17 protein-coding genes are annotated in these 20,691 nt (G+C 60.6%); 7 read left to right on the top strand and 10 right to left on the bottom strand.

Annotated features, from left to right (window positions below; all coding sequences use genetic code 11):
* Positions 1 to 147 precede the first annotated feature (147 nt).
* The gene (gene glf, locus HMPREF3169_RS00635; RefSeq protein WP_070455318.1) at positions 148 to 1,344 is read right to left on the bottom strand and encodes a UDP-galactopyranose mutase; all 1,197 of its coding nucleotides are present in this window, start codon (positions 1,342 to 1,344) and stop codon (positions 148 to 150) included.
* 204 nt (positions 1,345 to 1,548) lie between these two features.
* On the opposite strand from glf, the gene HMPREF3169_RS00630 reads away from it, so the two are divergent.
* On the top strand, positions 1,549 to 3,708 hold the full coding sequence (locus HMPREF3169_RS00630; RefSeq protein ID WP_061925063.1) for an N-acetylmuramoyl-L-alanine amidase: 2,160 nt from the start codon (positions 1,549 to 1,551) through the stop codon (positions 3,706 to 3,708).
* 36 nt (positions 3,709 to 3,744) lie between these two features.
* Here HMPREF3169_RS00630 and HMPREF3169_RS00625 read toward each other — a convergent pair whose 3' ends face one another.
* The 6 genes from HMPREF3169_RS00625 to serS all read right to left on the bottom strand — a co-directional run bounded on the left by HMPREF3169_RS00625 (position 3,745) and on the right by serS (position 12,349).
* Positions 3,745 to 4,581: a Cof-type HAD-IIB family hydrolase gene (locus tag HMPREF3169_RS00625; protein WP_061925066.1), complete on the bottom strand. Its 837-nt coding sequence runs from the start codon at positions 4,579 to 4,581 to the stop codon at positions 3,745 to 3,747.
* Between the two features lie 121 nt (positions 4,582 to 4,702).
* Positions 4,703 to 6,250, bottom strand: a complete 1,548-nt coding sequence (glpK, locus tag HMPREF3169_RS00620; protein WP_061925069.1) for a glycerol kinase GlpK — start codon at positions 6,248 to 6,250, stop codon at positions 4,703 to 4,705.
* 45 nt (positions 6,251 to 6,295) lie between these two features.
* A complete protein-coding gene (locus HMPREF3169_RS00615) occupies positions 6,296 to 7,036 on the bottom strand; it encodes an MIP/aquaporin family protein (RefSeq protein WP_061925072.1) in 741 nt (246 codons plus the stop codon).
* Between the two features lie 27 nt (positions 7,037 to 7,063).
* On the bottom strand, positions 7,064 to 8,776 hold the full coding sequence (locus tag HMPREF3169_RS00610; protein WP_061925075.1) for a glycerol-3-phosphate dehydrogenase/oxidase: 1,713 nt from the start codon (positions 8,774 to 8,776) through the stop codon (positions 7,064 to 7,066).
* A 354-nt stretch (positions 8,777 to 9,130) separates the two neighbouring features.
* Entirely contained in the window at positions 9,131 to 10,951 is a 1,821-nt protein-coding gene (locus HMPREF3169_RS00605; RefSeq protein WP_061925078.1) for a lysophospholipid acyltransferase family protein, read from the bottom strand.
* 141 nt (positions 10,952 to 11,092) lie between these two features.
* Complete coding sequence (gene serS, locus HMPREF3169_RS00600) at positions 11,093 to 12,349, bottom strand: serine--tRNA ligase (protein ID WP_061925081.1); 1,257 nt, start codon at positions 12,347 to 12,349, stop codon at positions 11,093 to 11,095.
* Positions 12,350 to 12,414: 65 nt separating this feature from the next.
* On the opposite strand from serS, the gene HMPREF3169_RS00595 reads away from it, so the two are divergent.
* From HMPREF3169_RS00595 to HMPREF3169_RS00585, 3 genes are read left to right on the top strand one after another with little or no spacing between them, the layout of a single operon-like run.
* Positions 12,415 to 13,149 carry a GntR family transcriptional regulator gene (locus tag HMPREF3169_RS00595; RefSeq protein WP_061925084.1) on the top strand — a complete coding sequence of 245 codons (735 nt, stop codon included), beginning with the start codon at positions 12,415 to 12,417 and terminating at the stop codon, positions 13,147 to 13,149.
* A gap of 44 nt (positions 13,150 to 13,193) precedes the next feature.
* Positions 13,194 to 14,276 (top strand): septum formation family protein, encoded by a 1,083-nt coding sequence (locus tag HMPREF3169_RS00590; RefSeq protein ID WP_070455316.1) that lies wholly within the window; start codon positions 13,194 to 13,196, stop codon positions 14,274 to 14,276.
* A gap of 45 nt (positions 14,277 to 14,321) precedes the next feature.
* Complete coding sequence (locus HMPREF3169_RS00585) at positions 14,322 to 14,669, top strand: metallopeptidase family protein (protein ID WP_096337089.1); 348 nt, start codon at positions 14,322 to 14,324, stop codon at positions 14,667 to 14,669.
* A 9-nt stretch (positions 14,670 to 14,678) separates the two neighbouring features.
* On the opposite strand, the gene HMPREF3169_RS00580 is transcribed toward HMPREF3169_RS00585, so the two are convergent.
* Together HMPREF3169_RS00580 and pheA are read right to left on the bottom strand one after the other, a co-directional pair.
* The gene (locus HMPREF3169_RS00580; RefSeq protein ID WP_061925090.1) at positions 14,679 to 15,344 is read right to left on the bottom strand and encodes a histidine phosphatase family protein; all 666 of its coding nucleotides are present in this window, start codon (positions 15,342 to 15,344) and stop codon (positions 14,679 to 14,681) included.
* Between the two features lie 11 nt (positions 15,345 to 15,355).
* Complete coding sequence (gene pheA, locus HMPREF3169_RS00575) at positions 15,356 to 16,273, bottom strand: prephenate dehydratase (RefSeq protein ID WP_070455314.1); 918 nt, start codon at positions 16,271 to 16,273, stop codon at positions 15,356 to 15,358.
* A 33-nt stretch (positions 16,274 to 16,306) separates the two neighbouring features.
* Here pheA and HMPREF3169_RS00570 point away from each other — a divergent pair, with 33 nt between their 5' ends.
* From HMPREF3169_RS00570 to HMPREF3169_RS00560, 3 genes are all read left to right on the top strand, one after another.
* On the top strand, positions 16,307 to 17,455 hold the full coding sequence (locus tag HMPREF3169_RS00570) for an amidase (protein ID WP_070455312.1): 1,149 nt from the start codon (positions 16,307 to 16,309) through the stop codon (positions 17,453 to 17,455).
* Positions 17,452 to 18,201: a CPBP family intramembrane glutamic endopeptidase gene (locus tag HMPREF3169_RS00565; RefSeq protein ID WP_070455310.1), complete on the top strand. Its 750-nt coding sequence runs from the start codon at positions 17,452 to 17,454 to the stop codon at positions 18,199 to 18,201. Before HMPREF3169_RS00570 ends, HMPREF3169_RS00565 begins: the two co-directional genes overlap by 4 nt.
* Positions 18,202 to 18,304: 103 nt before the next feature.
* Positions 18,305 to 19,648, top strand: a complete 1,344-nt coding sequence (locus HMPREF3169_RS00560) for an LCP family protein (RefSeq protein ID WP_070455308.1) — start codon at positions 18,305 to 18,307, stop codon at positions 19,646 to 19,648.
* A gap of 118 nt (positions 19,649 to 19,766) precedes the next feature.
* Here the strand turns inward: HMPREF3169_RS00560 and HMPREF3169_RS00555 are convergent, their stop codons facing one another.
* On the bottom strand, positions 19,767 to 20,687 hold the full coding sequence (locus HMPREF3169_RS00555) for a DUF5926 family protein (RefSeq protein WP_062036768.1): 921 nt from the start codon (positions 20,685 to 20,687) through the stop codon (positions 19,767 to 19,769).
* Between the last annotated feature and the right edge of the window lie 4 nt (positions 20,688 to 20,691).

Genomic DNA, 20,691 nt, shown 5'->3' with positions numbered 1-20,691 from the left:
AATCCTCAAAGTAAGGGTTGATTTCGCAGGTCAATCATAGCTTTCCCGGCCTGCGCAACACTACATACAACACTCCACCCAACACTCCACAGTGTGGAGTGTTGGGTGGAGTGTTGAGTGTTAAGTGTTATGTTGACGGAGTTCGGCTTAGTGGCCGCGCTCCTGTTCGAGGGCCTTGCCCTCGTTCCAGAACGGGGCCAGCTTGTTGTCGAACATGCTCAGCGCGGAGGCAATGGCCATGTGCATGTCGAGGTACTGGTAGGTACCCAGGCGGCCGCCGAAAAGAACGTTGTTCTCGCGTGCCTCGGCGGCAGCGCGGCATCGATAAGCCTCGAGCTTGGTGCGGTCCTCTGGAGTGTTGATTGGGTAGTACGGCTCGTCGCCAGACTCGGCGAAGCGCGAGTATTCCTTCATGATGACAGTCTTATCTTTCGGGTACTTATCCTGCCGTTCTGGGTGGAAGTGGCGGAACTCGTGGATGCGGGTGTAGTCAACGTCAGCATCGTTATAGTTCATCACCGGGGCGCCCTGGAAGTCGCCGGTCGGCAAGACCTCAAGTTCAAAGTCCAGGGTGCGCCAGCCCAACTCACCCTCAGAGAAGTCGAAGTAGCGATCCAACGGGCCGGTGTAAACAACCGGCGCATCCGGATTCTCTTCGCGAACTTGTTCGCGAACCTCGAACCAATCGGTGTCCAGCTGGACGTCGATAAGCTCGTGCTTCGCCATGTTCTCCAGCCATGCCGCGTAACCGTCTACCGGCAGGCCCTCGTAAGTGTCGTTGAAGTAGCGGTTGTTGAAGGTGTAGCGAACCGGCAGACGGGTGATGTTGCCCGCCGGCAGCTCCTTCGGGTCGGTCTGCCACTGCTTTGCGGTGTAATCGCGGATGAATGCTTCGTAGAGCGGACGACCAATAAGAGCGATGGCCTTCTCTTCCAGGTTCTGCGCCTCATCAACGTCGAACTCGCCGGCCTGATCCTTGATGAGCTGGCGTGCCTCATCCGGCGAGTAGTACTTGCCGAAGAACTGATTGATAAGGCCCAGACCCATTGGGAACTGATACGCGGTGCCGTTGTGCATGGCAAAGACGCGGTGCTGATAGTCGGTGAAATCAGTGAACTGATTGACGTAGTTCCACACGCGCTCGTTAGAGGTGTGGAACAGGTGCGCTCCGTACTTGTGCACCTCGATGCCGGTCTCCGGCTCCGCCTCGGAGTAGGCGTTGCCGCCCAGGTGGTTACGGCGCTCGACAATGAGCACCTTCTTGCCCATTTGAGAGGCCGCACGTTCTGCAACGGTCAGGCCGAAGAATCCGGATCCAACAACGATGAGGTCATAAGAAGTCATGTACCCCACCTTATTGGAGATCGCCCTTGTCGCCGGGGATGACACCCACAAAGAACTTCATCAAGAATGCACTTTTGACGCGTGTCGGAACAGAATTAACAGAAACAACATAAGTAACATTTTGCGCAACTGTTAACTTTCGTAATTCGGTTTGAGCTGTCTAAACCACCCGCACGCGTTACGCAAAACCTCAAGGGAGATAACGTGCAACTACGACGCCGTCTCGTTCCTACCAAGTCGAAGTGGTCCACTCCGATCATCGCTGCTGTCACCTCTGTCTCGATGGTTGCGGCTGCCGCCTTCGGTGGCCACCAAGTGCTGCGCACCCAAGAAAACGGCTCCGGCCCCATCGAAGTAGCTTCCGCCTCGACGAGCTTTGGCGACGGCGAAACCGTCGTTGTCGATGACGCTGCTATCTCTGCCCAGGGCGAAGGCGACGGCCCCCGCGCCGTCAAGCAATTCCACCGCGACGAGCCTTTCTCCATGTTCGCTGTGACCTGGAAGGGCGCTCGTGACGTCGCCGCTTTCGTGCGCGCGAAGCAGGCTGACGGTTCGTGGTCGCAGTGGTACGGCATGGACAACTCGGGTTATACCAACGACGATCCGAACGCCACTAACGGCACCGAGCTGATTTACACCGGCACCACCAACGACGTGCAGGTTTCCATCAACAACGTAGATCTTGTCTCGGGCACCAACCTGGACAAGAGCTTCGAGGAAACCCCCGTGGAAGAAGATGGTGCACAGGCCCCGGGGTCCGCGGCACAGGAAACCTCGACACCGGCGGCGTCGGCAAGCCAGTCGCCTGCTTCCGCACCGGCGGAGGACTCCAATCAGTCCGTGATTGAACAGGCCGCGGAAGCAGCAGCCAACCCGCACCCGGCGCCGCTGCCGTACAACGTCGGTGACATTGCGCCGGTGGCTGACGTGCAGGAGATGGACACTAAGGATTCCGGCGCACAGGAATCTGGCGCACAGGAATCTGGCGCGTCGGCAAACAACACCAGCACCGAGGGCATGGAGGCTGTCTTCATTGACGGCAATGCGCAGGCTGGCGAGGCTATCGAGCAGACCGCCGTCACCGACGGCATGCCAAGGGTCGTCTCCCGCGCGGGCTGGGGTGCGGACGAGTCTAAGCGCTGCATGGGGCCAGACTACGACGACGGCGTTAAGGCACTGACCCTGCACCACACCGCGGGCAGCAACAACTACACCAAGGCTGATGCTGCAGCGCAGGTGCGCGGAATCTACCACTACCACGCGCAGAACCTGGGCTGGTGCGATATCGGATACAACGCACTGGTGGATAAGTACGGCACCATCTATGAGGGCCGTTACGGCGGCCTCGATAAGGCCGTGCAGGGCGCACACGTTGGCGGCTTTAACACCAACACGTGGGGTATCTCCATGATTGGTAACTACGAAACCACAGCACCGACGGAAGCCATGCTGAATTCCGTGGCGGAAATCGCTGGCTGGAAGGCCGCGATCTCCAACATCAACCCGAAGGGCTCCACCGACCTGGTCTCCGGCGGCTTCAACGGCTCCCGTTTCCCAGCAGGAACGGTTGCTCACGTTCCGACCTTCCACGGCCACAATGACCTGCACTACACCGCCTGCCCAGGCAAGTACACCGTGGCACGTTGGGGCGATATCCGCAATGCGACCTACCGCAAATACCAGTCCATCAAGAACGGCACTGCCGGCTCCGGTGCGCAGCTGCCATCCAACGATGGCACCAACACGAACACTGGGACGAATACCGGCACCACGACGCCGGGTACCAATAATCCGGGTGGAAACACCGGCGGAAACCCAGGCGGAAACACCGGTACGAACGGCGCTACCTCCTCCCTGGGCGGCGTCCAGGTGCCGGTTGCAGTAGTCCAGGCGGTTGCCGGTATCGCCGCGACTTTGGTCGGCATCTTCCTGTCTCGCTCGGGCCAGAAGGTCGACGGCAATAAGACCGTCGTCGGTGGCCTGACCACCTCGGAGATTCCAAACATTGTCTCCAAGGTCGTCCAGATCTCCGGCAACCCGAGCCTGCAGCAGTCCTGGACGGCAATCCTGAACGCCTTCGGCCCGGTTCTCGGCCTCGCAGTAGGCGGCCCGGACTTCAAGGCGGGCATTGTCTCCCAGCTCTTTGAAAACGGCGTTGTTCTCTCTTCCAAGGAAACGGGCACCCACGCCCTGACGGGCAAGGTCGCTGAGGCTTGGTCCGAGGGCGACAACTCCACCAAACTCGGCCTGCCGACCTCCGACGAGGTCTCCACCGGCAACGGCCGCGAAATCCGCGTGGACTTCCAGGGTGGCTACATCCAGTACGACCCAGCAACCGAGAAGATTAACGTCTTCACCGACTAGTTGGCAGGGGGTGTCAGCCCCTGCAGGATTAAGATGCTAGAACCATTGTTCTAGCACCTTTGCCACGCCCGATTGATGGTTGGCCATGGTGACTTCGTCAGCGGCCTCCTTCACGGCAGGATGCGCATTGCCCATGGCGACGCCGCGCCCCACCCACGACAGCATTTCGATGTCATTGGGCATGTCCCCAAAAGCGATTATGTCGCTACGTTCGATGCCGAAGTTCTCCGCCAGCCAGGACACGCCCTTGCGCTTGGTCACGTTGGGGGCAGCGACTTCGAGGATGCCCTCCGTCATCGAATAGGTAACGTGAGCAACCGTTGGGTCCACCCGCGGAGCAATCAGATCGTAGAGTTCAGGGGCGCTAAATTGCGTGTTACGGATAAGCAATTTCACCGCGGGCTCAGCCGCTAATTCATCGATGGAAACGACCCCAAAGCCGTCGAAAAGCGCGTTCTCGGAATAGCGGGGCTCCACCACAAAAAGCTCTTCGACGGGGTCGGCAAGCGAGGTCCCGCCGCGTTCCGCGCCGAAGCCTGCTCCCCCAAGCGGGTCGAGCACCTCCTGCGCCACGGCGATAACTTCTGTGATGGCGGCGGGCGAGAGCGCGTGAACATTGAGGAGCTTATCTTCCGCGGAATCGTAGATGACGGCGCCATTCGACGTCACGCATACCGGGCGGACGGGCAGCTGCTCGAGCACGGGCGCAATCCAGCGGAACGGGCGCCCGGTGGAAAGCGCAAAGTACGCACCCGAAGCCACGGCTCGGGCTATTACTTCACGGTTACGCTTGGTGACGCGATGGTTCTTATCTAACAAAGTGCCGTCGATGTCACTGGCAATAAGGCGCGGCGCCCATAAGGAATCAACCATGTCCCACAGTCTACTTCGCGCCCGCAGGCAATTTGCACCTCCTGTAAGAAATAAAGTCCCGCACCAAAAAGATGCGGGACCTAGAACGCGCTAGCTAATCGGGAGCTAGCGGGAGGGTTGCCTACTGAGCGACGTCGTCATCTTCAGAGTCTTCCCAAGCCAGGGAACGCTTGATGGCGCGCTTCCACTCGCTGTAGAGGTTGGAACGCTCCTCCTCATCCATCTTCGGGCTCCAGACCTTGAACTCACCGCTGCCGGTGTCCAGACTCTTCAGATCCTCGAAGTAGCCGACCTGCAGGCCAGCGGCGAAGGCAGCACCGGTTGCGGTGGTCTCCACGTTCTTCGGGCGGTGCACCTCGACGTTCAGGATGTCCGCCTGGAACTGCATGAGCAGCTCGTTGTGGGTCATGCCGCCGTCGACGCGCAGCTCGGTGATCTCCACACCGGAATCGGCAACCATGGCATCGGCGACGTCGCGAGTCTGGTAGGCAGTTGCCTCCAGAACCGCACGGGCGATGTGATTACGGTTAGCAAAGCGGGTAAGACCAACGATGACGCCGCGGGCATCCGGGCGCCAGTACGGCGCAAAGAGTCCGGAGAAGGCCGGCACGAAGTAAACACCGCCGTTGTCTTTGACGGAGCGGGCCATGTTCTCGATGGAGGCCGCGTTCGGAATCATCTGCAGGTTATCGCGCAGCCACTGCACCAGGGAACCGCCCATGGAGACCGAGCCCTCGAGCGCGTAGACAGGGCGTTCACCCTCGCGCTGGAAGCACACCGTGGTCAGCAGACCGTTCTCGGAGAACTTCGGGGTGGTACCGGTGTTCAGCAGCAAGAATAGGCCGGTGCCGTAGGTGTTCTTTGCAGAACCCGGGCGGAAGCAGCCCTGGCCGAACATTGCTGCCTGCTGGTCGCCAAGGATGGCGCGAATCGGCACACCAGCCAGGGAGCCGCGGGCACGCACAGTGCGGAAGTCGCTGAGGGAAGGACGAATCTCCGGCAGCATGGAGGTAGGAATGCCCATCTCCTTGCACAGTTCCTCATCCCACTCGAGCTTTTCGATGTCCATGAGCAAGGTGCGGGATGCGTTGGTGACGTCGGTTGCGTGAACTGGCGGCTGGTCGCCGTCGCCCTCGGCGCCACCGGTCAGGTTCCACAGCAGCCAAGTATCGATGGTGCCGAAGAGCAGGTCACCAGCCTCGGCACGCTCGCGAGCGCCCTCGACGTTATCGAGGATCCACTTGACCTTCGGGCCTGCCGGGTAGGAGTTGATGACCAAGCCGGTGCGGCGACGCCACTTGTCCGGGCCTTCCTCCCCCGCCAGCTCCTTGCAGATCTGGGTGGTACGGGTGTCCTGCCAAACAATTGCGTTGTAGACCGGTTCACCAGTGTTTTTATCCCACACGACGGTGGTCTCGCGCTGGTTGGTGATGCCCAGCGCAACGATTGACTCGACGGAGACGTCGCCGTTGGCCAAAGCCTCGCCGACGGCGCGGCGGGTGTTGTCCCAGATTTCCTTCGGGTCGTGTTCAACCCAACCCTTTTCCGGGAAGATCTGCTCGTGCTCGAACTGGCCGACGGAGACCTGCTCGCCGTCGTGGTTGAAGATGATGCAGCGGGTGGACGTAGTGCCCTGGTCGATTGCTGCTACGAACTTGTTTTCGCTCATGGATTTACTCCTTGCGTATTTTCAAAAATGCGGTGAGATGCGTATTTAAGCCAAAGCCATGGAAAGGAAACCGATGGCTACTGCAGCAAGCAGCGGGGCGACGATTGGCACCCAGGCATAGCCCCAGTTGGCGCTTCCCTTGTCCTTGATGGGAAGGACGAATGCGTACATCAAGCGCGGGCCCAGGTCACGGACCGGGTTGATGGCGTAGCCGGTTGGGGTACCCAGGGAAAGGCCGACCGAAACGACGACGAATGCGACTGCGAAATACTTCAGTGCACCAATCTCACCGCCGGAAGGACCAAAGGCAATGAACATCAACAGTACGCAGGTACCGATGAACTCAGTGACCGCATTCCAGAAGTTATTCGGGTGAGCAGGGCCAGTGAAGAAGATGCCACCGGTGGAGGCGTTCGCACCGGTTTCATTGCCAGCTTCGTCGAGGTTATTGGCGTCGAAAAGCTGCTTGAAGGCCGCCCAAGCAAGCAATGCGCCGAGCATTGCGCCCAAAAGCTGGCCTGCGATGTAAGCAGGAACGAGGTTCCACTCAAGGCCGCCGTTGATGGCAACCATCAAGGTCACGGCCGGGTTGAGGTGGCCGCCGGAAGGGTCCGCCACGCTGGCGCCCACGAAAACTGCCATGCCCCAGCCCAGGGCAATGACAATCCAGTCAGATCCTTTGGCACCGGAGGTGCGCAGGGTAACCAAGGCGCACACGCCGTTACCCAGCAGGAGGAGCAGGGCAGTTCCGATGAACTCCCAGAGGAAAGCATCCATTGCGGTCATGCTTTTAGTCTTTCTCTTGAATGGTCCTTATACCTGCGGCTTGCCTGCCGCGCGCACGAGGATGTCGTTTGCTTCTTGGTCGGTCAGTGCTGCTTCTGCCTGCAGCTCGGCTTCGGTGTGCTGCTTGAATGCGGCGATTTCTGCCTGCTTGGTAGCATCGTCCCAGCCCAACAGCGGAGCGACGAAGTTGGCCACCGCATCGGCGCAATCGACGCCGCGGTGTGCGTACTCAATGGCGATGCGCAGGCGGCGCGAAAGGATGTCATCCAGGTGCAGTGCACCCTCGTGGGTGACGGCGTAGCGCACCTCAGCCCACAAGTACTGCTCTGCGCCTGGAACCGGCTTCAGCAGCTCAGCGTCTTCTTCTGCCGGAGCGAGGACCTCGCCCAGCAGGGAGCCGTAGCGGCCAAGCAGGTGCTCGATGACGTCCTGGTGCACTCCGTAGCGCTTAGCCAAGGTCGGTACCTGGTTAGCCAGAGCGTGGTAGCCCTCGGCACCCAGGATTGGGGTGCGTTCGGTGACGGACTCTGGAGCGTCGAAAGTCAGCTCCTTGACGGCCAGGTCAACGGCATCCTTACCAATGACGCGGTAGGTGGTGTACTTGCCACCGGCAACGGAGACGAGGCCCGGAGCAACCTTGGCCACGGCGTGGTTGCGGGACAGCTTGGTGGTGGTGTCGGACTTACCGGTCAAAAGCGGGCGCAAGCCGGAGTAAACGCCGACGATGTCGGAGCGGGTAATGGTGCGGGAAACGCGCTGGTTAACCTGATCCAGGATGTAGTCGATGTCGGCCTTGGTTGGTGCCGGATCCGGCAGAGATAGACCCTTTTCCCAGTCCGTGTCGGTGGTACCGATGATCCAGTATTCGCCCCATGGAATAACGAAGAGTACGGACTTCTCGGTGACGAAGCACAGTGCAGCATCGGCGTCGAGGGCGTCCTTCGGCACGACGATGTGCACGCCCTTGGAAGCGTGGACGGTGAACTTGCCCTCCACGCCGGCCATCTCCTGGATCTTGTCATTCCACACGCCGGTGGCGTTGATGAAGACGCGGCCCTTGATGGTGGTCTCGCGGCCGGTTGCAACGTCACGGACATGCGCGCCGGTAATGCGGCCGCCGCGGTCCTTTTCAAAGCCCACGACCTCGGTGCCGGTACGGACGCTGGCGCCGAACTCGGCGGCGGTACGCAGGACGGTCATGGTGTGGCGAGCGTCGTCGACAAGCGTGTCGTAGTAGCGCACGCCACCAACCACTGCGTGATCCTTCAGGCCCGGGGCAACATTCAGCACGCCCTTGCGGGTCAGGTGCTTTTGCATCGGAACGCTCTTTGCGCCGCCCATGAGGTCATACAAAGTAAAGCCGCCGAACATCATCACGCGCTCCCAGACTGGGTGGGTCAGCGGGAAGATGAATTTCAGCGGCTTGACCAGGTGCGGAGCCAGGGTGGACATGTTGAGCTCGCGCTCATGGAGAGACTCGGCGACCAGGCGGAAGTCGAACATCGCCAGGTAGCGCAGGCCACCGTGGAACATCTTGGAGGAGCGGGAAGAGGTACCTGCCGCGAAGTCGCGGGACTCGACAACTGCGGTCTTCAGGCCACGGGTAGCGGCGTCGACTGCTGCGCCTGCGCCAACGGAGCCACCGCCGATGATGACGACGTCATATTCCTCATCGGAGTAGTTCTCCCATGCCTTTTCAAAGTATTCCGGGTTGAAACTCTGATTGCTTAGCTTTGTCATTACTAAACTCATCTCCTTAACTTGCCCCTTATGCCATCGCAATACAGTCGCCGTGCTCTCGCACGGCGCGCGCTACGGTGACAGGTGGAGCCTCATGGTCGCCCAAAGTGGTCCATTCCCCGCCTCGGGCCTTGAAGATCTTTTCTCCTAAATCTTATGTTAGGGGTCACGACAGAAAGCGCGCTGTTGCACTACTCACTCGTAAGTTTCGCCACCGTAACCAGCATTTTCCATGAGTTTTTATAAAGGAAAGAAACTTATTATACCCCTATAGGGGGGTGTAGACAGACAAATAAAAAGGAACGTCTGGTCATATCCAGACGCTCCTTGCGGTTTCCCTAACCTTTTTAAGGTCTACTTCTTCTTATTCAACTTCGCCATCGCCTCCAGCACCTCGGAGACGCCAGCGCGCTCTGCCGAGTAGGTCACGGAACCTGCTTCTTTGACCAGCTCAATGGGCGCAGTCTCCAGCGCGACCACCTGCGTGTGGTCCAAGAAAACCTCGTCTCCTGCCTCACCAGCAAAGACGGTCACCTCACGCGGGGCCGCCCCCACTAGCTCAAGAATCTGCTCAGTAGCAACCCAACGACATGCCTCATCTGCAACCACGATTAGCCCCGTTGGGGTGTCCACGAAACGGGCACCGGGTACTTCACCCAGGACGTCCTTCACCTCACGCAGCTCGCGCTTGATATGACCAGAGACCACTTCCCCACCTTCGTAGGCCCATTCGACGACAATGTCGCTGTGTGCTTCGATGGCAGCAACGGCGGCGTCGGAAAGCGGGTGCATGGCAATAACCTCGGAGCCATGCTTGACGACGCCGCCCTGATGCTCAATCCTCCACAGTTCCTGCTGGATATTGGCAAAGGTGGAGTCTGGGTGAGCTGCCGCCTGCGGGGACATCAGCACCAGCATCTGCGACTCCGGATAAACGCCGGCGAATGCATCGTGCAGGCGCTTGGTCACGGAACCATCCTCATAATTCAAGGTGGATTCATCTGCCACAACGATGCGCGGGATCTGCGTGAAGTGCGCCTTCATGCGGTGCGGCAGGCGGGAGACGATAAGGCGCGACTGAGTTGCAGCGCTCAACAAGCCCTGCTCCACCTTGGAGCCCGCGAAGACTTCCTTGCTACTGGTGGCGATGTTGGCCTGCGTCTCAGCCACATCAACCTTGAGCTGTCCCATGATTTCGGTGACTTTGTCGCGGCCCTCACCCAAGCCACGAGTGGCCTCCTCGATGACGATGTTGAGGTTTTCCTTGATCCACTCGAGTGTCTCCGGGGTGGTGCGCTTGAGCTCCTCCACCTCGCCGCTGGCCGGCTTTGCGGTAATGGCCAGACGGTCCTTGACCAGCTCAGAGGTGGCTTCGGAGATGCGAGTCTTGAGCCCCATCAGGTCATCGCGCAGGCGGCGCACGCGGTAGCGCTCCGACTCGACCGCCTTATCCTCGCGCTCTGCTTCCTCCAGGCTCGGCGCTCCGCCGCCCATGCGGGCTGGAACCCAGAAAGCGCCCTTCGGCATTGGACCAAACTCCGCCTCGTAGTCCTTCCAGAGCATCTCGAGGCCTTCCTGCATGCGGCGACGAATCTCGGCGGTGTCTGCCTCGACGTCGCCAGTCGGTTTAAAAGGCTCGAGGGCACGGATAAGCAGCGGGGTATTGCTGCGGCCCAGGTTCTTCTTCTGTCCCTTGGTCCACAACCGTTGGGAGCCGAAGGTGACCGTCGGGATAATCGGCACGCCGGCTTCATAAGCGATGCGGGCTGCGCCGCCACGCATGCTGCGGATTTCGAAGCTGCGGGAAATCGTACCCTCGGCGAAGACGCCGACCAGCTCGCCGGCCTTGGCCAGCTCGATGCCTTGGCGGATGGAAGCTCCACCATCGATACGGTCTACCGGGATGTGGCCCATCATCTTCAGCAGTGGGCCCACGACTGGGGTCTTGAAGACGCCGGCCTTGGTCAGAAAGCGCACCAGGCGCTTCTTCTTATGCGGTAGAAAACCTCCGAAGACAAAGTCCATGTAACCGGTGTGATTGACCACGAGCACCGCGCCGCCCTTGTCCGGGATATTCTCCTCGCCCCAGGTGCGAAACTTAAGCCCCTGCGCAATAGTAACGCCCCGTGCCAGGGTGACAATGCGTTGATAAAAGAAGTCTTTAACGGCGTTCATAGTTCTTCCCCCTGGTTAAAATATGCGGGACTTTGTGAAGGCTAAAGGTAGCTCGGACAAAACAACTACTAGTTAAGCACGACAAGTCCCCCGGGTCAGGAAAACCCGGGGGACGTATATATAACTGTTAACTAATCTGCTTTAGCGCGGACGCAGAACATCCTTGCCCACGAATGGGCGCAGCGCTTCTGGGACAACCACGGAGCCGTCGGCCTGCTGGTGGTTTTCCAAGATGGCAACGAGCCAGCGGGTAGTGGCCAGGGTGCCGTTGAGGGTTGCGGCGTACTGGGTCTTGCCGTTTTCGTCGCGGTAACGGGTCTGCAGACGACGCGCTTGGAAGGTGGTGCAGTTCGAGGTGGAGGTCAGCTCGCGGTAGCAGCCCTGGGTTGGAACCCATGCCTCGTTGTCGAACTTGCGGGCCGCAGACGAGCCAAGGTCGCCACCAGCGATGTCGATGGTGCGATAAGGCAGCTCCATCGCAGCGAGCATGTCCTTTTCCATCTGCAGTAGCATCTGGTGCATCTGCTCTGCTTCTTCCGGCTTGCAGAAGACAAACATTTCCAGCTTGTCGAACTGGTGAACACGCAGGATACCGCGGGTGTCCTTGCCGTGGGAGCCAGCCTCGCGGCGGAAGCAGGAGGACCAACCGGTGTACTTGATTGGGCCGTCGCTGAGATCCAGGATTTCATCCTTGTGGTAGCCCGCGAGCGCAACCTCGGAGGTACCGACGAGGTAGAGATCATCTGCCGGCAGGTAGTAGATCTCATCGGAGTGCTGGCCCAAGAAGCCGGTGCCAGCCATGATGTCTGGGCGAACCAGAACTGGCGGGATCATCAGTTGGAAGCCAGCCTCGCGCGCCTTCTGTGCCGCGAGCATGAGCATGCCCAGCTGCAGGAAGGCACCGTCACCGGTCAGGTAGTAGAAGCGGGCGCCGCCCACCTTGGCGCCACGCTTTACGTCGATAAGCCCAAGGGACTCGCCGAGTTCCAAGTGATCCTTCGGCTCGAAGTCGAACTCTGGGATCGTGCCAACCTCTTCGAGGACGATGAAGTCATCCTCGCCGCCAGCCGGCGCGCCCTCCACGACGTTGGAGAGCTGGAACTGCAGCTCGTTTACCTTTTCTTCAGCAGCAGCCAGTTCCGCCTCGGCCTTCTTGACCTTTTCCTTCAGCTCATTAGAACCCTCCAGCAAGGCTGGGCGCTCTTCTGGGGAGGCCTGGCCAATCTTCTTGCCAAAGGCCTTCTGCTCGGAACGTAGCTCGTCGGCTGCCAGGATGGCAGAACGGCGGGCTTCGTCGGCGGCCAGAAGCTCGTCAACAAGAGCTGGATCCTCACCACGGGTTACCTGGGAGGCACGGACAACGTCTGGGTTTTCGCGGAGGAACTTTAGATCAATCACGCTTAAAAGTTTAGCGCACTAAGCTGCCCTTGCAGTGGTAATAACCAGCGAATTATTATGTGTTTATGACCGCACAAATCATCACCGATGGACCCGTCCCAAAGCATGCCCAGCTGCGCGACATCCTCACCGAGCTGTGCAACACCACTTTGAAACCAGGGGACATCCTCCCAGGTGAGCGCATTCTGGAAGAGACTTATGGCGTCTCTCGCATCACGGTGCGCCGCGCCATCGGTGATTTGGTTGCCGCCGGACGCCTGCGGCGCGTGCGCGGCAAAGGCACCTTCGTCGCCCCTAATCCCCTAGTATCTCGTCTGCATTTGGCCTCATTCTCCGATGAAATGGGTGCCCAACGTGTCCAGGCCTCCAGCAAAATCCTCTTGGGCGGCCGCGCGTCAGCCCCGGATGAGGTGTCCGAGTTCTTCGGCGCCGATCCTTCCGTGACGCATACCCACCTACGCCGCCTCCGCTTGGGCGATGGGGAGCCCTATTCCATCGATGACGGTTGGTATAACTCTGCCTTTGTTCCCAACCTTCTGGAAAATGACATCTACAACTCGGTCTACGCCATCCTGGACTCCAACTTCGATCTACCGATCACGGAGGCGGATCAGACGGTCACGGCGATTGCGGCGGATGCGGAGATAGCGCAGCTTCTCGACGTCGAGCCCGGCACCCCACTGCTGCACATCATCCGCAAGTCCCGCTCGGGCGATCGCCCAGTTGAGTGGTGTTCTTCGGTCTATCGCACCGACCGCTACCGGCTTACCACGCGGGTAAGCCGCGCTCTCGACACCTAAGAGATAAGAAGAATCCCAGGCAGGCGGGTACTATGGGAGGCCTTATGAGTAAGAATTCTCCTTGGCGCTCATCGTTTGCCGTCCGCTTATTCTTGGTGGCCACCCTCGCAGCCGCCGCGTTTCTCGGTGCATACGGGCTGCTTAGCCCGAATACTGGCAACCAGTCCGCTCCCAATAAAGCAGAGCAGCCCTCCGCCGAGCCGGAGGTAGTTGCATTTACCTCGGCCGAGTCCGGCACCTGCTTATCCTGGGACATCGACGGCAAGGGAGAAATCTCCAACTTCGCCGAGATTTCCTGCGATAAGCCGCACCGCTTTGAGGTTGCTGCTCGCGAGGATCTCAGCACCTACCCCACCAGTGAGTTCGGCCCCGACGCTGAGCGGCCCGACGTCACCCGCCAGAACGCGCTGCGCGATGAGCTGTGCGAGTCCAGCACCCTGGGCTACCTGCACGGCAAATGGGATCCAAACGGCAAGTTCGACATTGCATCCGTCCTGCCGCCACAGGCAGCATGGCAGCAAGGAGATCGCACCCTACTCTGTGGCCTACAGACCACCGATGAGGCAGGCGTTCCACAGCTAAATACCGGCAACGTGGAAGCGGTGGATCAGTCGGTCGTCGCCAAGCCTGGCGAATGCCGCAGCATTGATGACAAGCAGATCGTGCGCACCGTGGACTGTGCGCAGCCGCACCAGCTGGAGACCGTATCCATCGTGAACCTAGGCGAACACTTCACCGGTGGCTACCCCAACGGTGAGGAACTAAACTCCTACCTCAACGAAACTTGTACGGCCGCCGCCATCGAGTACCTGGGCGAGGAAGAAAACCTTTATCAGTCCACCTTGCAACCCTTCTGGGGCTCGGTCAGCGAGGCCGCATGGAACGGTGGCAGCCGCTCCGTGAACTGCTCTTTGATGCACCCGAACGATGGCCACTTCTCCACCATCACCGGCTCTGCCACCGGCGGCCGTAACGCTCTGACTATCGACGGCGCGCCACCAGCAGTCCAGCCAGAGCGCAATCCGGTGCGCAACCCTTCCGCAGCGCCCAGCCCAGCGCCTAACGCACAGGGCGCCCCAGCAGACAATAGCTCGGCGGCTAACGCTCCGGCACCTGCCACGCAGTAATAAGCCGAGCAAATCGGTAATACAAAAGGCGATAACGAGCAGCAGGTGTATTTAGTAAGCGAAGAGCGCTTCGATGAGATGGTCAACGATGCGCTCGATAAACTCCCGGACGAGTTCGTCCAGCGGATGCGCAACCTGGCCATCTTGGTGGAGGATTTCAACGCAGAAAATCCCCACCTGTTGGGCCTCTACGTGGGCGTGGCCCTTCCAGATCGCACTTTCGACCACACGGGCTTTCTACCCGACACCATCTTCATCTACCGCGGTGCGCTGCAGGAATGGTGCAACACGGAAGAAGAGCTGGCGCACCAAGTCGAGGTGACTGTCTTCCACGAGCTAGGCCACTACTTCGGGCTAGAAGAACACGAGCTACACCATCTGGGCTGGGGTTAGCGCCCTCGGCTAGATGCTGCTGGATTCTTCCATATCGGTATCTGCCCAGCGCTTCAGTGTCCACTTGCCAAAGGGCTGGCCGTTGGGTTCCATCACCGTAAAACGTCCGTTTGCCATGTACCCGGTGTAGGCGAAGTCCGCGTCGACTCCGGTGGCGTGACGGCTGACCACACGAATGGCAGCGCCATGGCTGACAACGACCGCGTCCTCGTCCTCGCCTAAGTTAGCGGCAACTTCTTCAATCACCGGCTGATAGCGCTCCAAAACGTTGCGGTAGGTCTCGCCGCCTTCCATGCAGGCGTTCTCGTCGCCGTCGAGCCAGCCGCGCAGCGCCACCATGTAGGAGCGGTGGGCGTCCTCGCTGCCGTCCATCTCGAAGTCGCCGGCGAAAACTTCGTGGATGCCCGTCTTCACCTCCACAGGCACACGGATTTGGCCGGTGGCCTTGGCAAAAGACTCCGCCGCCAGCATCGCGGTTTGCTGGGCGCGCAACGCAATAGAGCAATAAAAGCGCACCTTGCGGCCTGCGGTTAGCTCCGCAAGCTCTTGGCCCACGTCCGTGGCCTGACCACGGCCACGCTCGGTAAGCTCGGCTCCCGGCGGGCGTGTATCGAGCAGGTGCTCGACGTTGGAGTAGGTCTGGCCATGGCGCACGAGAAAGATTCTTCCGCTCATAGTTTCCTACACTATTGGCCCTTCCGTGCCCGCGCTACCCATTCATCTGCCGCTTTCAAGCGCGATAGATCACGCGGCTGCGTGCCCTTATCCGAATAGGAGGGCCACGAACCCAAGAAGACGAGTTCTTCCGCGCGCAACCACAATGCGCGCAGCGCTGCGGCCACGGGTTCGTCATCGATGTGGCCTACTAGTTCCACGTGGAACCTATACGTGCCGAGTCCGGTGCGGGTAGGCCGCGATTCGATACGGGAAAGATCCACACCGCGGTGGGCGAATTCCTCCAGTGCGCCGACCAACGAACCTGGTTCGTTGGGCAGGGTAAAGACCACTGCGGTCTTGTCACGACCGGTGCGGGTCGTTGGTTTTCCGGGCAGCCCCGCGAGGACGAAGCGGGTGGTGGCGCCCTGGACGTCGGCCACGGCATCGGCAAGCGTGTCCAGCTCAAAGAGTTCCGCGGCGCGGGTCGGCGCTGCTGCCGCATCGACTTCCCCCGCAGCTACCGCCTGGGCTGCGGCACCATTGGAGCTGGCGGCAACAAACGTGGCAGCGGGAAGATTGCCTGCCAACCAGCCACGGACCTGCTGCAAGGCCACCGGATGGGTGGAAAAGGTACGCACGTCATTGGGCTTAGTGCCGGGCCGGACCATGATGCTAAACGCAACAGACAGGTCGACTTCGCGATAGATCTGCACTGCGTCGCCATCGACCAGGGCGTCGGACGTGGCGGTCACCGCACCGTCGACCGAATTTTCCAGGGCAACGCAGGCATAGTCCGCTTTACCTGCGCGCACCGCGTTCACAGCTGCCGCGGGCGAGTCCACTGGCAGCGGCTCCACGGCGGCGAATTCGCTGGCCATCTGCTGCAGGGCAGCCTCGGTGAAGGTACCGGCGGGGCCAAGGAAAGCAATTTTTGTTGCGTTGCTCATGCTGGCAACCCTAGCCCACTAGACTGTGGCGCCATGGAGTTTTCCCCGGATTTCAGCTTGGCGGCTCTCCGCGAATCGCTTGGGCATTTAAGCGCCGAAGAGCATGGATTTACCCACCTCGACTTGGAGCGCGCACCGCAGGCGGAAGGCCGGTTGAGCGGGTGGATTCTCTCCGCCAAGGATCTCAACGATGTAGCGGGCATGCCTACCACCATGGGGCATGCGCAGCGCACCTATCTCCCAGAGTTCAGCGATCCTTTCATCGAGCGCTTGGAGCAGCAGGGAGCGCGCATCGTGGGTAAGTCCGCGGCACCGGAGTTGGGCCTGCGGGTAGATACGGAACCGGTGGGCCTGCCGCATCCGGATAACCCGCTCTATCCAGGAAAGACGCCGGGTGGTTCCTCGGGCGGTGCGGCCGTGCAGGTGGCCCGAGGGTTGCTGCGTGCGGCCCATGCTTCGGACGGCGGCGGCTCCATCCGGGTGCCCGCTGCAGCTTGTGGCGTGGTGGGCTTCAAGCCCTCCGGCGAGGAGCTGGCGGTGCAGGGCTTTATTGCGCGCACTCTTGACGACGCCGCTTTTCTCCACGAACTGTGCCCACGGACGCCACGCGCACGGGTAGGCGTGCTGGTCGATCCGCTCTTTGCTTCCACGGCCGTTGCCCCGCACATGCTGCAGGCGGTCAAAGAAGCAGCGCAGGTACTAGAGGGGCAGGGCTTCGAAACGGTGGCGATTTCGCCCTATCCGCAGGCAGGCGAGACATTCCAAGCTTTCCAGCGCCTATTCATGCGCAAGCTGGCCAAGCTCCCGGAGACCACCGGCTACGCCGAGTGGATCCGCCAACTGGGGATGCAGGTAAGCAACGCCGAGCACGCGGCGGCGCGCGAGCACGCGGCGCAGCTGCCGGCGTTGTTGGCGGAGTACTGGCAGGTAGACGCCATTCTCACGCCAATGCTGGCCTATGATCCGCCCAGGCGCGGCGCGTTTACCTCCCTCCCGCACCAGGAGAATTTCGACGAACAAACGCGGTGGTCGCCGTGGGGCTCGCTGTTCAACGTCGCGATGCTGCCCGCGGTTTCGATTCCCTGGAAGGTGCCAGACCACCCGCCGGTGGGCGTGCATTTGGGAGGCATAACGCTTGACGACGCCGAGCTGCTCGGCTTAGCGAAGGTGCTGCACCCATGACGCGCGGGCATCTTAAAGAGGCCGGAAACCAAAAGAACCGGACGAGGCTGACGGAAATCCTCATCGTCTTGGCCTTGAGTTTTGGCATTTCGGGCGTGCGCTCGGTGCTGCGGCTCATCGATGACCTGCTCAATCCAGCACCACTAAACGCGCAATCGGTGACCATCAACTCGAGCCAATCTGTCTCCCCGTGGCTGGACCTGGGCCTGCAGCTCTGCTCCGCCGCCGTGCTGTTTTCCTGGGGCGCGCTGGCGCTCTATTTGCTTTCGGTCCGAAACAAACCCGCGGCGATGCTTGAGCGTTTCCCGCGTGTAAGGGATTGGCTGCAGGGCGCAGGCCTGGCCGCGCTCATCGGGTTGCCGGGGCTCGCACTGTACTACTCTGCGCTGCACTTTGGTTGGACCAAGGAAGTCGTCCCAACCTCCTTCGATAATGCCTGGGTGGAAATGCCAGTGCTGCTTTTGAAGTCAGCCGCGAACGCCTTTGCCGAGGAAGTCGTGGTGGTCTACTGGTTTATGACCCGCCTGCGCCAATCAGGCTGGGCGCTGCCGGCCACCCTCGCGGCGTCATCAATCCTGCGCGGTTCTTATCATCTCTACCAGGGTGTATCGGCAGGTTTCGGCAACATCGTGATGGGGCTGGTCTACGGATACTTCTATGCCAAGACCGGCAAGGTCTGGCCGCTTATCATCGCGCACTTTCTCATCGACGCCGTGGCTTTCGTGGGATATGCCCTGCTTTTCTAGATTGCGTATTCTGTTTATTCACGGCCCAGTTCGGGACACACGCATGTGGACAAACGCATGTACACATATGGGACAGGAGTGAATTCGATGTAGAGTTGAGCGCATGACTGAATCTGGACGAGACCCGCATCGCGAGGCACGCCGCGCAGGTGATAGCCCTGTGCCCGCCTCCGGAGCAGATTCCGGCGCAGGCTCGGCCGCAGACTACGTGCTCGGTGCTGACGGCAAACCTATAAGGGACCGATTTGGGCGCCCAGTGCGGCGTCGCCAAGCAGCGCCGCGCCCACCGCGGGCAGGATCTGCAGCGAGTAACCCTAGCTCCCGCCCAGCCTCTCCCCGCCCGGAAGAAACCCGTTTTGATGTGGGCGCATACATGGAGCGCAATCAGGGCGCGCCACGGCGCACGCCGCCCCGGCTCGAGCAACAGCCTATGCCACAGCGCGCGCCTCGGCGCGCAACGCCGGATGTACCGCGCAGCTATCGCTCACCTGAAGGCACAAGGGGCGTAAAGCCGCAGCGTCCGCATCGCCGCCGCAAGAAGGTAAACCCGATTAAGAAGTCTTTGGGCTGCCTGGGCTGGTTCGTGGCGATCATGCTCGTGCTGACTTTGGTCTTTACCTTGTGGACGGATTCGCGCCTGACCCGCATCGAGGCGATGCCGGAACAGCAGGTCTCCAATACGGCGGGCACCAACTGGCTGTTGGTGGGCTCCGATTCCCGCCAGGGGCTGACGGAGGAACAGCAGGCAGAGCTCGGCACCGGCGGTGACGTGGGCGTTGGCCGTACCGATACCATCATGGTCCTTCATATTCCGACCTCCGGCAAGGCCAAGCTGGTCTCCATTCCCCGCGATAGCTACGTCGAGGTACCCGGCTTCGGCATGGACAAGATCAATGCTGCCTTTACCTATGGTGGCCCGCAGCTGCTGACGGAAACCGTGGAGCAATCCACTGGCCTGCACATCGACCACTATGCCGAAATCGGCATGGGCGGCCTGGCCAACGTGGTCGATTCTGTTGGCGGCGTAGATATCTGCGTCAAGGAAGCGATTGATGATCCGCTCGCCGGCATCAACCTGCAGCCGGGCTGCCAGGAGCTGCGCGGACCGGAGGCGCTGGGCTATGTGCGTACGCGCGCTACCGCGATGGGCGACCTTGACCGTGTCCAGCGCCAGCGCGAGTTCTTCGCAGCGCTGCTGGATAAGATCACCTCGCCGGGCACGCTGATCAATCCGTTTAGGACCATCTCCCTGGTCAACCACACCGCCAGCTCCTTCATCGTGGGCGAAAAAGACCACGTCTGGCACCTGGCCCGCGTGGCGCTGGCCATGGCCAGCGGCGTGGAGACCGAGACCGTGCCAATCGGCGGCTTCGAGGACACCACGGTGGGCAACGTGGTGCTCTGGGATGAAGAAGCAACCCAGCAGCTGTGGGATTCGCTGAAGTAAGACCGCTCCCGGTAAAGCAGCGATCATAAAAGGGGAGGCACCTCATCGGAGGTGCCTCCCCTTCTTTGTGTCTTTTGTAGGCGCATCGTACGCGCGGAAAGTACTAAACAGCTACTTTCTAGCGCAGGGTGACCTGGCGGGACTTGATGTTCTCGAGCTGCTTGCGCTCGTCGGAGTTCAGGTTCTCGTCGTTGTCGATCTCTGCGGCGAGCGCCTTGTCGACACGAGCAAGCTCTGCCTCGTAGGAGTCGAATGCTACCTCTGGCTGCAGGTCAAAGACCGGCGCGATGAGGCCGTGGGTGCGGAAGACGCCGGCGAACTTGGTGTTTTCACCAAGGTTCAGCTCGCCGCGTGCTGCAACGCGGGCCAGGGCGTTTAAGAAGGCGTTCTCATCATCGTTCGGGCGTACCCAACGGATGTGCGCCTTGCCGCCGCCGGCGTTTGCCCAGAAGGCGATGCCCTCGATGTCGTTGCCTACCTGGTGGGACTCGATGACGGAGTCGTTTGCCATCTGCATAGACTGCGCCACCTGCGGGGTGATCTGAGCGCCCTCTGGCATCCACCAGGAGAAATCCTGGTAGACGTTAATGTCCAAGTCTGCAGATTCCTCAAGCAGCTCGCTAAGAGCCGGCTCAGAGCCGTCTGCCGCGGTGGACTCAAGGGTAGAGCCCGGCTCATTATTCTTTACCCAGTTCAGGGCGAATGCGAGGTCGCGGCCCGGATTGTGGGTGTGGGACTGTACTTGCAAGCCCACGAATGCGTCGCCGCCGAACTCATCGTCACGGATGAGTGCGGCAGAAGCGCCCGGCAGAACGGTGGCGACATAAACGTCCTTGTCAAAGCCCTTGAGGGAGAGCTTTGCAGTCGCGGAAGGAACGAATTCCTGCATCGCAACGAGGGAAGCCTCAGCGCTCAAGCCGCCGAATGGACGGGCATCCTTTTCTAGGGCCGCGCGCTCTGCGGCGCGAGCAGCTAGCTTGGCCTGACGGCGAGACATTCCCTCAGGCAGCTGTTCCTTGTTCTTTTTCTTCTTGGCCATGTTC

Source organism: Corynebacterium sp. HMSC08C04, assembly GCF_001807495.1.
GTDB lineage: Bacteria > Actinomycetota > Actinomycetes > Mycobacteriales > Mycobacteriaceae > Corynebacterium > Corynebacterium simulans.
The sequence above is the reverse complement of the archived record's forward strand: the minus strand, read 5'-3'. Positions and strand labels throughout refer to the sequence as shown.